12 protein-coding genes and 1 pseudogene are annotated in these 11,761 nt (G+C 33.3%); 3 read left to right on the top strand and 10 right to left on the bottom strand.

What is annotated here, in order from left to right; translation table 11 throughout:
• Positions 1–82: 82 nt before the first annotated feature.
• Positions 83–1,954: an aryl-sulfate sulfotransferase gene (locus CPIN18021_RS01885; protein ID WP_078424283.1), complete on the bottom strand. Its 1,872-nt coding sequence runs from the start codon at positions 1,952–1,954 to the stop codon at positions 83–85.
• A 299-nt stretch (positions 1,955–2,253) separates the two neighbouring features.
• On the opposite strand from CPIN18021_RS01885, the gene CPIN18021_RS01880 reads away from it, so the two are divergent.
• The 3 genes and pseudogenes from CPIN18021_RS01880 to CPIN18021_RS01870 form a co-directional block, all read left to right on the top strand.
• Complete coding sequence (locus CPIN18021_RS01880; RefSeq protein WP_078424282.1) at positions 2,254–2,919, top strand: thiol:disulfide interchange protein DsbA/DsbL; 666 nt, start codon at positions 2,254–2,256, stop codon at positions 2,917–2,919.
• 2 nt (positions 2,920–2,921) lie between these two features.
• Positions 2,922–3,551 carry a protein-disulfide oxidoreductase DsbI gene (gene dsbI / locus CPIN18021_RS01875; RefSeq protein ID WP_078423095.1) on the top strand — a complete coding sequence of 210 codons (630 nt, stop codon included), beginning with the start codon at positions 2,922–2,924 and terminating at the stop codon, positions 3,549–3,551.
• A 27-nt stretch (positions 3,552–3,578) separates the two neighbouring features.
• Positions 3,579–3,896 (top strand): annotated as a pseudogene (locus tag CPIN18021_RS01870) (DNA-binding response regulator); the annotation flags it as partial.
• Positions 3,897–3,944: 48 nt separating this feature from the next.
• On the opposite strand, the gene CPIN18021_RS01865 reads toward CPIN18021_RS01870, so the two are convergent.
• From CPIN18021_RS01865 to CPIN18021_RS01825, 9 genes are read right to left on the bottom strand one after another with little or no spacing between them, the layout of a single operon-like run.
• Positions 3,945–4,805, bottom strand: a complete 861-nt coding sequence (locus CPIN18021_RS01865; RefSeq protein WP_078424281.1) for a formate/nitrite transporter family protein — start codon at positions 4,803–4,805, stop codon at positions 3,945–3,947.
• A gap of 1 nt (position 4,806) precedes the next feature.
• Entirely contained in the window at positions 4,807–5,256 is a 450-nt protein-coding gene (locus CPIN18021_RS01860) for a hydrogenase 3 maturation endopeptidase HyCI (protein WP_078422922.1), read from the bottom strand.
• Positions 5,256–5,600 (bottom strand): formate hydrogenlyase maturation HycH family protein, encoded by a 345-nt coding sequence (locus CPIN18021_RS01855; RefSeq protein WP_078422921.1) that lies wholly within the window; start codon positions 5,598–5,600, stop codon positions 5,256–5,258. Before CPIN18021_RS01855 ends, CPIN18021_RS01860 begins: the two co-directional genes overlap by 1 nt.
• The gene (locus CPIN18021_RS01850) at positions 5,597–6,421 is read right to left on the bottom strand and encodes an NADH-quinone oxidoreductase subunit B family protein (RefSeq protein ID WP_078424280.1); all 825 of its coding nucleotides are present in this window, start codon (positions 6,419–6,421) and stop codon (positions 5,597–5,599) included. The genes CPIN18021_RS01855 and CPIN18021_RS01850 overlap by 4 nt, the downstream gene beginning before the upstream one ends.
• A 13-nt stretch (positions 6,422–6,434) precedes the next feature.
• Positions 6,435–6,971, bottom strand: a complete 537-nt coding sequence (locus tag CPIN18021_RS01845) for a formate hydrogenlyase complex iron-sulfur subunit (protein ID WP_078422919.1) — start codon at positions 6,969–6,971, stop codon at positions 6,435–6,437.
• Entirely contained in the window at positions 6,968–8,707 is a 1,740-nt protein-coding gene (locus CPIN18021_RS01840) for a hydrogenase large subunit (RefSeq protein ID WP_078424279.1), read from the bottom strand. The genes CPIN18021_RS01845 and CPIN18021_RS01840 overlap by 4 nt, the downstream gene beginning before the upstream one ends.
• Positions 8,708–8,709: 2 nt before the next feature.
• The gene (locus CPIN18021_RS01835) at positions 8,710–10,185 is read right to left on the bottom strand and encodes a hydrogenase 4 subunit F (RefSeq protein WP_078424278.1); all 1,476 of its coding nucleotides are present in this window, start codon (positions 10,183–10,185) and stop codon (positions 8,710–8,712) included.
• Positions 10,186–10,187: 2 nt separating this feature from the next.
• On the bottom strand, positions 10,188–10,832 hold the full coding sequence (gene hyfE, locus CPIN18021_RS01830) for a hydrogenase 4 membrane subunit (RefSeq protein ID WP_069633390.1): 645 nt from the start codon (positions 10,830–10,832) through the stop codon (positions 10,188–10,190).
• 1 nt (position 10,833) lies between these two features.
• Complete coding sequence (locus tag CPIN18021_RS01825; protein WP_078424277.1) at positions 10,834–11,754, bottom strand: respiratory chain complex I subunit 1 family protein; 921 nt, start codon at positions 11,752–11,754, stop codon at positions 10,834–10,836.
• Positions 11,755–11,761 lie beyond the last annotated feature (7 nt).

Below are 11,761 nucleotides of genomic sequence, written 5' to 3'. Positions count from 1 at the left end.
CCATTCCTTATTTGGGGATGGTTGTATTATTTTATTTTTTATAAATTTATTGTACGGCTATAAAATTATAGCCGTATTGAGGTTATTTATTTTTTTTATTAAAAGCTTTTTCAAGACTTAAAGGCATCGCTTGATAGCCTATACCAGTGCCTGTAAATTTAAGTTGAAATGATGGAGTCGTTGAGCCCCATTTAAATTCCAAAAGTTCAGGAGCAGGATCGCCAACAGGCACACCTTTTGATAAATCAAATTGCATACCAGCAGTTGCTGAATAAACTACAATTGAATCCTTATCTTTTTGATATTCTGTTAAACTTGTAACAGCACTAAACCAATCGCTTCCTCTTTGTTTGCCGTATTCCCAAACTTGCTGTATAGTCATTTTATTTTGATCTATTTTATATACAACAGCACGAGAGTATTTCATGCTAGGAAGAGCTGGTTGCTCCATACCACGACTGTCGCCATTATCAAATACTGTAAGATAAACTATATCTTTATTTGACTTAGAATCAATCAAAAATGCAGTATGTTGTGTCCATGTCCAGTCAAATCCACCATTTTCATTTAGATATCCTGGACATTTACTATACTCATCATCACAAACGATTTTTTTACCTTTGCTATCAACTGGTTGAAGTAATTTATCTTGGAATTCTTTCTTCCAACCCTTATGTGTACCAGCTATCCATTTTATTTTTTTATCTCTACCTATTTTTATAAAAGCATTTTGATGGCGGCTTGAGATAATAATAGAATCATCATTTTTGTCATAATCAACACTATTTACATGAGCCCAGTTTCTACCTATACCAGTTCCTGCTATATCACCAAACTTATCTTGTTTATCAAGTTTTGCAAGTTCTTGGGAGCTTGTAGTATGGCCTGCCTTAGAAGCATCAACATTTAAACAAACCGCACCTTGATCTAGAACCAAAATAGCATCGGCTCTATAAGGATCAAGTATCTCAAACAATCTCCAATCATCAACAACATTTCCATTTTGATCAACTTCAACAATTGTATCTCTAACTGTTCTTACATTTTTACCATCTGGTCTTTTTACATTAGATGTGCCAACTCTTAGAAAATAATCGCCATTTGAAGCATTTTTTAAAGAGTGAGAAAAGTCATTATATCCAAGTGGTAATTGACGATCAAAAATTTGTCTTCCCATCAAATCATACTTAACATATCTTTGTCCAAAACCCCAAGTTAAAGCACCATCTACATTTTGTCTAAAGCCCATTTGAATACCGGTTTTGTATATATTACCATAATCCAATAATTTGTCTGAATCAAAAAACCATCTTACCTCGCCTTTTGTATCAACAACGAATGAATTTGATGAATCATTCCACTCTAAAGCACCACCAGCTGGATTATTCCAAGTAGCTTGAGAGCTTCTTCCAGGAGCTTTTCCTGAAACATTATTTATAAGATAAAGTCTGTCTGCAAATTCTTTTGCGGCAGGAGTTACAACTTTTACAGTGCCAAATAAAGGTCCTTTTTGCATAGTAAGCCCTGATGGAGTTAAACCTATACCGCCTGTTGTTATTAAATACTGCTCAGTAACTGTTTCGTTTTTAAAGCCAATAGCTGCTTTTGTATAAGTAACTTCAACAGTATTTGTATATGATGGATAAAGGCCAAATACAGGTATGCCACCATAAGTTTTTAGAGTTTGATTATCTACCTTATAGCTAATAATTTGTCCATCTTTTTTTGGAAGAATGGTTACTTGCACATCTGAAAGGATGTAGCCACCATTCATAATTATAGCTGTTAGTGGGGCATATCCATAAGGATTTAACTTAATAGCGCCTATTTTACCTTGTACTTGATAGTCATTTTTTGGTCCGCTTGGTCCGCCTATGGCAAATGCAGTTGTGCTAAGTCCGCCTATAAGCATTGCAGCAACTAAGGCTGATGAAATAATACTTTTTGATTTCATTGATCTACTCCTTATTGATTTAAAATATTAAATACAAAAATTATTTTTTATATTTAATAAATTTATATATTTAAATAATTCTATAAAAATAAAATAACAAATAAATCACGCAAATATTAAAACAGCATTAATTAAATATACAAATACACTAAATTATATACCTAATTTAAATTTATATATTACTGAGTAATTTTTAAATAAACAATATATTTAATCTTAAATTTATACTAGCGTTATTTTTTTGGAAGTTGGTTTGTATAAAATTACATTATCAAAATTTTATCGCAAGGAGTTTTATTATGAAATCTTTATTTACTAAGACAACTAAACTTTTGTCAGCTGTTGCTATCTTTGGTGCTTTAAGTGCAAATGCTTTTACAGAAGGAAAGGACTATATGAAACTAGAAAATCCTCTACCTGTAGAAAACAATACACTAACAAAAGTATTTAGTTATGCTTGCCCATTTTGTTATAAATATGATAAAAGTGTAACACCAAAAGTTGTTGAAAAAGTTGCTGGTTTAAGATATGTTCCATTTCATCTAAAAACAAAAGGTGATTATGGTGAGGCTGGAAGTAAAATATTAGCTATTTTAGCTGTTAAAGATATGAAAAATGGCACTAGTCTTTTAGATGAAAAATCACTATTTAAAAAAGCTAAATTTGCATACTATAAAGCCTATCATGACAAAAAAGAGAGATGGGATGCTGGTAAGAATGAAGCAGCTTTTTTAAAAACAGGTCTTGATGCTGTTGGTATGAGCATGGATGAATACAATAAAGAGTTACAAACTCCAGAAGTTCAAGACTTACTTAAAAAATGGGATGCTGCCTATGATGTAGCTAAAATTCAAGGTGTTCCAGCATTTGTTGTAAATGGTAAATATCTAATCTATACAAGCAGTATCAAATCAATAGATGGTTTTGCACAACTTATAGAAGAACTATTAAAAAATAGGTTTTAAAAATGAATATAGTACAAAAAATATCATCTTGGCAATATACTAGATACCCTTGGATATTGTTGATAATTGTAAGTGCTGGGCTAGTAGTTTTAGCTCACTCTTTCTTTCAGCACTATCTTTATATGCCTCCTTGTGAGCAATGTGTATATATAAGATTTGCATTTTTATGTATGACTCTTGGTGGGATATTAGCTACAATAAACCCTAAGAAAAATTATTTTATACTGCCTGGGTATGCTTTTGCTTTTTGGGGTGCAATACAAGGAATTATGTATAGTGTAAAGCTTGCTAGAATACATGCGGCAGCACATAGCGATGATCCTTTTGGTGTTCAAGGTTGTTCAACAGATCCAACATATCCATTTAACTTACCACTTCACATATGGGCTCCTGATTGGTTTTTACCTACTGGGGATTGTGGATTTGAGAACTCTGTAATACCAGATGGAGTTACTTTAAATAGTATTCAAGAATACTTCATAAACTTATATCAAGATGGCTGGTATTTGATACCTTCACAACACTTTATGTCTATGGCAGATAGTACTTTACTTGGCTTTGTTGTTTGTTTTATTGTATTATTAGTATTATTTACTAGTAAAATCATAACAACAGTTAAAAATCCAAAATAATAAAAAGGTCTATTGTTAGACCTTTTTATGATAATAGCCTTAACTTATGAAAAATACCAAAAACTCACAAAAATAAACGATCAGATAAGTATAAATTTAGAAAAAGAAAAGATATTTAAAAATGGAGAAGAAATTTACCTATCTTATCTTCAAAACAAATTCTTTTGGTTATTTGCTTATAATCTAAATAAACTAGTTAGCTATGAGATGATAGAAGAATTTGTATATGATAATGAGTATGTAAGTAAAGGTGCTATTCAAAACACTATACTAAGATTAAAAAGAGAGCTTGGCATAAAGCTAAAAAATGTATCAGAAACAGGATATATATTAACTTGTGATTAGGTTTAACAAAAAAAATGTTAGCAGGAAAAACCTGCCAACATGATAAAATTAGGCTTTTTTCATATCAAATTTATTTACCATAAATCCAACAAGACCTACAAAGAATAGCCCCCCGACAACATTCCCCATAGTAACAGGTAATAAATTTTTAATCAAAAAATTAGATACATTAAGAGAATTTAACCCATCGACACTAACGCCATGTAAGGAGCCAGCAAGAGCATTAATATCTCCAGAATTTATCGCCAAATAGTGAGATTTTGCTATCAATGCCTCTGTTATTATAAACATATTTGCAACGCAGTGTTCCATAGAACAAGCAACGAAAGCACCTATCATCCACATAATTGCAAAAAATTTACCCGCCAAGTCATTTTCAGATGCTGCTGTCCAAATAGCCATGCAAACAAAAACATTACAAAATATACCACGTATAAAAAGCTCATGAAATGGAGTTGAGATTTTACTTATACCAGTTGGTATAAAGTGATGCAAAATATATCCATCAAATTTCAAAGGAAGCCCTGAATAATAATACATATAAGCGATCAAAGCACCACCTATAAAATTACAAATCCAAACTAAAATCCAATAGCCAACCGTTTTTCCTAGTGTTAATTTTTTGTCATAAGCGCTTACACCTGACAAAACAGAACTTGTAAAAAGATGTCCCCCATAAAAAACAACCATCATAAGACCACAAGAAAAAGTTATACCTCCTATAAAATTAGCCATGCCTATTGATTGTTTTTCGGCCATACCTACTGTTGAGTGAGCCCAAAAAATATCGCCCATAGCAATAGCAGCCCCCGCCATTATTGCCAAAAAGACCACACTTATAAATGGAGTGTGAGCTTTGTGTTCCATTGAGCTTGAAACAGCCTGTGCTGTTTGTGCCGGATTTAACATTTCAACCTCCTTTAAAATTTTCATCTATAAATTCAATCTTTTTAAGAGCTTTTTTTGCACTTTGTTTTGCTTTTTCACTCATACCCTCTTTAAAATCAAGAACATTTTCAAGCAAAACATTAATTCCCAAAAAAAGCGTTTTAGGACATATTTTTCTTAAATAACTTAAAAGAATTGGAGTTGGTAGATTGTGTGTCGAGTAGATATAATCCCTATCATCACTTAAATCAAAAAATTCAATCTTCTCATCATCAAATCCGCTCATAGCATCTACGACTATAAGTATATCTGGAGCAAAATCTCTTATCGCACCAAACTCATTTTCAGGGACATCTTCCCCAAAAAAAACCTTCCAATCTTTTAAATTTTCACAAACTAATCGTCCAACCTCATTACCAACATCATCATCTCCACGCAAAGGGTTACCTATACACAAAACGGCTTTGTTCATCAAAAATCCTTTTTAATAACTAAATATCCTTCACGTAAATTTAGTAGAATTTGTTTAAGTTTGCCGTCACAAAGTTGTGGCAAAAGCTTTAAAGCATGCTCTGTAAAAATTTCAACTTCAAAATATTTACTAAGATTTCCAAGCTTAAACTTTACATACTCGCCAGACTCATTTAGCATTTGTTCGTATTCTTCTTCGCTCATTTGTGCTATTTGTTCGCTAAAATCAATCGTGCCAACACCATGACCAACGCAAGTTGAAAATATTTTTATATCTTTTAACTCGCGTGGCATTTTGTCGTTATCATCCATATGGCGTTTTGTAAGTTTAAAAATTCTTATCATCTTTTATCCCAAATCTCTTTTTTAGGGTCTATACTAAAGCTTTTATCGGCTTTTGCATATTTTAAATAGATATCATTATGTAAAATCGCCATACACTCAGCATATCTAGGATCTTCTTCTTTTTTGATCGCTTCTAGCAAAGTATTTTTAGTTATATCCACATTATAAATATCACTTGAAGAGCTTATAGCGCTTATATATTTTTTATAAAGTTCTCTACCAAAAACATAACTCATAAGTCTTTTTGATTCGGCTTGCAAGTCTCTTTCAAAAAGTATATCGCCCATAACTGAGTCTTTTACTTCTGGTACAAGAGTTGTATCATTTTCATAGCTCTTTTTTTCTAGCTTTTGATCTATAATCCCCAGTGCCATTCCAAGACCATATATAACACTTGCTGGGTGTGGAGGACAACCAGGTATATAAACATCAACCGGTATCACCTTATCTATACCGCCCCAAACGCTATAAGCATCATGAAAGATACCTCCACTAGCACCACAAGCACCAAAAGCAACTACTATCTTTGGATCTGGTGTTGCCTCATATGCGCGAAGAAGTGGATAATACATCTGTCTAGTAACAGGGCCTGAACAGATTAAAATATCAGCATGGCGTGGATTTGCTACAAGTTTAAATCCAAAACGCTCAGGGTCCCACATAGGTGTAATTGCTGCAAAAATTTCTATCTCACAGCCGTTACAGCTACCACAGTCTACTCTATAAACACTAAAACTTCTTTTTATATTTTGCAAATGCTCCAATTTTGCTGTTAGGTCATTTGCTGTTTTTATATTATCTGAAACTTGATATAAACTCATCTTATCCCCCTTACTATCTTATGTTTGATTCAGAAGCTGTTGTTAGTTCTTTTACAGCTGCTGCTTTTTTACATTCAGGGCATATATATAAATACTCTTTTGCTTCTTTTAGTCTATTTGGCAATAAATTTGCTTTTTCTAGTCTTGCATAGCTAAAATTTATAAGTCTTTTTGGAGTAAAAGGTTTATCGCAGCATTTACATCTTTGAATTTCTAATTCTCCTCTTTGAATAAGCGCAGACTTATCAAATTTAACAGCAAGCTCAAAACTATCACTAAGCTTAATAGCACCTGTTGGGCATACCTCATCACAACGACCGCAAAATATACAACGACCGCAGCTAAACTCCCAAATAAGTCTAGTTTGCTCTTCGTTCATTTTTATCTCAATTGCATTAGATGGACAAGCAACACCGCAAGCCGCACAACCTATACAAAGTTCATATGTATAATTTGGCTGTCCGCGAAAATTATCGGGGACTACGTAAGGTTCAAATGGATAAGCATATGTAGCTTTTCCATATTTTTTTGTTACATCAAATAATTTCATCTTAACTCCCTTAATGGAGAATCTTTTAATGTTTGAGAATATAATTTTAAATCTTTTTCGGTTAAAATTTTACTCTTTTTAGTTTTAACATCAACAACTGTAACACGCTCGGTACAAGAGTAGCAAGGGTCAAGTGAACATACTATCAAAGCTGCATCGGCTATTGTATTTCCTCTAAATTGGAAACGAAGGCTAGGCCAGTTATTGTATGTAGCGGCTCTACATCTCCAACGAAATACTTTTTGAGCGCTTCCTTGCATAATCCAATGCACATTTTCACCCCTAGGTGCTTCATCGTATCCTAAGGCAAAATTCTCAGGCTTAATCATTGTTTTTGGATCTATCATTATAGATGTTTGAGGCATTAGTTCAAGACATTGTCTAATGATATGAATTGAGCTTTTTAGCTCTTTATACCTAACCATCTCTCTACTAAATACATCTCCACCGTGTTCAACAGCAACTTCAAATTCTATCTGTTTAAAAAAGTCATAAGGATGGTCATATCTATTGTCTCTTTTAAATCCGCTACCTCTCATATTTGGGCCAACTGGACTAAAATCACGAGCTACTTGTCTATCAAGAATACCAACTCCTTTCCAGCGACTTATCTGTCTTTTATCATCCATAACAGCATCCCAAATTTCATCTATTTGGACGTCTAATTTATTTATGATTGCTATTGATTTTCTTATCTCATTATCGGTCATATCTCTTCTAAGTCCGCCCATGATAACGTTACCATAAGTTTTTCTACCGCCGGTAACAAGTTGAGCTAACTCCATTGAATACTCACGAACCCTAAAGATATGCATAAATGCGTTATAGTTACCAGTCACCTCACACGCTAAACCTATATTTAAAAGGTGTGAGTGAAGTCTTTCTATTTCAAGACAAATAACTCTAATAGCTTGAGCACGAAGAGGAATTTCTAATCTTATGGCCTTTTCAGCAGCCTCTATACAAGCTATAGCATGGGCGTATCCACAAATACCACAAACCCTTTCAGCCAAATAACCCATTTGGTCATAGTTCATTCTGTTTTCGGCAAGTTTTTCCATACCTCTATGTTGATAAAATAGCCTATAATCAGCATCTATTATCTCATCGCCATCGCAAAATAGTCTAAAATGCCCAGGCTCATCGCTTGTTACATGCAAAGGTCCAAGCGGAACATCAACAACGCCATCGCCTTTTGGAAACAAAAACTCAGCATCTGGCTCATCTTGATGTGCGACAGGGTCTGGTCTATAACGATAATCCATCGCATCTTTTCTAAGCGGATGTAGGTTTTCAGGCCAATCATCACTTAAAACCAAACGACGTTTATCAGGCAATCCCTCAGCTACAAGACCATACATATCATATGCTTCTCTTTCATACCAAACACAAGCTGGAACGTGAGGTGTGACAGATGGAAAAGTAGGATCATTTGCTGGAATAAGTGTTTTTACAGTAACAAAACATTTATCTTCAGGCAAAAAATCATCTTTTTCTGTCATTTTTGAACCTTCCATAGACAAAGCATAATATAGTGCAAAATGTCCATTAAGTTCGCGCTCATCATTTGGTATCATTGTGCTTATAAAACCACCAATATCATAATAAAGCGTTTTTACAGCCAAAGGTAGATCATTTCTATCCACCAAAACAGTAACCTGATCATCAGCCTGTCTTGTAACCTCTAACACATTTACTTTAGTTTTTAAAATTTGTATAAAATTATCGCCACGCATTTTTAACCTCTCATTATTATTCTTACGCCATTTTCAACTAAAGTGTAAAAGCTATCTACATGCCACAAACCAAAGACAACTATCAAAACACATAATGCTATCAATGGTATATTTTCAATTAAACTCATCTCTTTTTTGTGAGCAATTTCGCCTTTACTTTCGCCAAAACTAGCCATATTAAAGTGTGAAAAGTCTGCTATAAAAATTATAGTAAGTGCAACAGCAAATAAAGCAACAGCTCCAAATTGTCCACTTGTTATAGCTTGTTTAAATACCAAAAACTCGCTAACAAATATAGCAAAAGCTGGAACACCAACCAACGAACAAACAGCTGCTCCAAACATCATAGTTGTAACAGGTGCTATTTTTACCATTCCGCCCATTTTACTCATATCTTTATGACCGTAAATTCTTGCTATATTTCCGGTTGAACAAAATGCAAGTGCTTTTGTAAAACTATGAGCCAGACAGTGAAAAATAGCTGCAAATATTCCTATTTTTCCACCAACACCCAAAGCAAATGCAATAACACCCATATGAGCTATAGAGTGATAAGCAAACATTCTTTTTACATCATGCTGACGCATCAAGAAAAATGCTGCAACAAAAAGAGTGATTGTTCCAGAAATAAGCATAACATTTTGTGTAAATTCAAATCCAATTGCATTTGATACAACAGCGTAATATCTAAAAATAGCAAGCATAGCGCATTTTAAAAGCACGCCAGAAAGAAGAGCTGATATAGGAGCTGGGCCTTGTGCGTGAACATCTGGTAGCCATGTATGAGTTGGTGCTAAACCTGCTTTTGTTCCAAAACCAATCAAAGCAAACACAAATATAAGTTTTGCAATATCTGGGTTTAGATTTTTAGCATTTTCAATTATGCTTGTATATAACATAGATGACTCTCCATCACCTAGATTTGTAAATGTTACTGAATACAAAAGTATGGTTGCATAAAGAGCAAATGCCAAACCTATAGAACATAAAACTATATATTTATAACCACTCTCTGTAGATTTTTTATCTTTATTTATAGCAACTAAAAAGACAGAAGCCAAAGTTGTTGCTTCAATAGCTGCCCACATAAAAGCTATATTATTACAAACAACGCTAAGGCTCATTGTAAATATAAACACATGGCAAAGAGAGTAGTATTTTTTTAATGTGTCTAAATTAATATGTCCATCAGCTACTTCCCATTTCATATATGTTGTTGAATATAAATTTACCAAAAAGCCAGTTACTGCTATCAAAACCAAAAACACACTTCCTAATCCATCCAAAAACAAGAACTTATCATCAGTAAAAAAAGCCCCATCTTGCAATACTTTGCTAACATTAAAAAGCAATATTAGTGAAGTCAAACCTGACACTAATATATGTATAAAATTTAGTTGTTTATGCCATTTTGGAGCAAAAAATAGCACTAATGCACCTATTAAAGGCGTGATTAACAATAAGCTTAAACTACTCATCACTACCCCCTTAAATTTGTAGCCTTAGAAGTATCAAGGCTATCGTAAATTTTATAAAATCTAACAGCTAATACACTCATTATGATTACAGCAAAAAGTGCATCTGTTAAAATTCCTAGTTCAACTAATTCGTGTGAATTAAAAGCCATCAAACCAAGGCTTAGATGTATTCCATTTTCAAAAAGACAATAAGAAAGTATCTGTTTAATAAATGAGTTTCTAAGAATGAATCCAAAAATACCCATCATAAATATAGTAGCTGAAGCTATTAGGGCTATTTTTTCTTTGATAAGAGAAAACTCTAAAAAAACACCGTGTATACTCATGGCTATTGCCAAAGAAAATCCCATAGCCACAACAGGGCTAACAAAAAATCCGCCAACCGGCTCATCTTCACTCACAACATTTAATTTTTTTATCACAAACAATAAAATAGATGGGACAAATAAAACCTTTGTAAAAAAGGCAACATAAGCCCAATTTCTTAGCTCGTGGGCATCAAATTTTGAAGATAAAACAAAAAACATACTCACTAAAAGCAATGTCTGAATTGCATAAACAAAAACTGATAATTTAAGACCTCTCAACCCAAAAACAGCCAAAGAGGTTACTATCATAGCGATAGATATTGTATCTATAATACCCATTTTAAACTCCTAAAGCATAAAGACTTAACGCTATAAAAGAGATACCAAGTGCAAAAAGTGCATTTTTACGGAGACTTGATGTAATTTTAAAGCGTGGTCCGAAGTTGTCTATAAATACAGCTGCTACATAAAAAACACCTGTTTTTATGACAAAAACTATAATTGCTAAAATCGGATTTGAAAAATTCCAAGGCTCAAATATAGTCAAAAACAGACCTATCATTGCAAATTGTTTTAATATCAAAGCTGCTTGAACTAATCCCAAATCATATCCAGCATATTCACCCAATAAACCCTCTTGAAGCTCTTGTTCGGCTTCAGCAAGGTCAAAAGGCTTTCTTCCTGTTTCAACATACATACACCATAAAAAAGCTATAGAAGCAACAGCAAAACTAGGAATTTGATATCCTATCACCCCTGTTTTTACCATATCTTGAATCTCAACCAAATTTGATGTTTTAGCTGCAAGCATCACAACAATAAGGCACATAATCATAACAGGCTCAACATAAACACCTATCATCTGCTCTCTACTTCCACCAGTAGCAGCAAAAGGGTTACCACTATCCATAGAAGCGGAACCAAACATAAATCTAAACAAGGCACCTAAATAAATAATTACAAAAATATCAGCATAAGCACCAAAATCAGAATTTTGACTATATGTAATAGGTATAGCTGCTAATAAACCTGCCGATGTGGCAAATAAAACAAAGGGTGTATATCTAAAAACCCAATGCGAACAAGAAGGGGTAGTTCTTCCTCGTTTAAATAATTTTTTTATGTCACGATAAGTTTGAAAAAAATCACTTCCTTGTTTTGATTGAAGTTTTGCTCTAAGTTTTCTTGCTATACCATCAAACAATGGAGCTACAAGGATTATAACAACAACTTGAAATATCATTAAAATTATAGTTTGCATAATAATT

Origin of the sequence: Campylobacter pinnipediorum subsp. caledonicus (assembly GCF_002022005.1) — a bacterium.
GTDB classification, from domain to species: Bacteria; Campylobacterota; Campylobacteria; order Campylobacterales; family Campylobacteraceae; genus Campylobacter_A; species Campylobacter_A caledonicus.
This window is presented reverse-complemented; position numbering and strand designations above follow the sequence as displayed.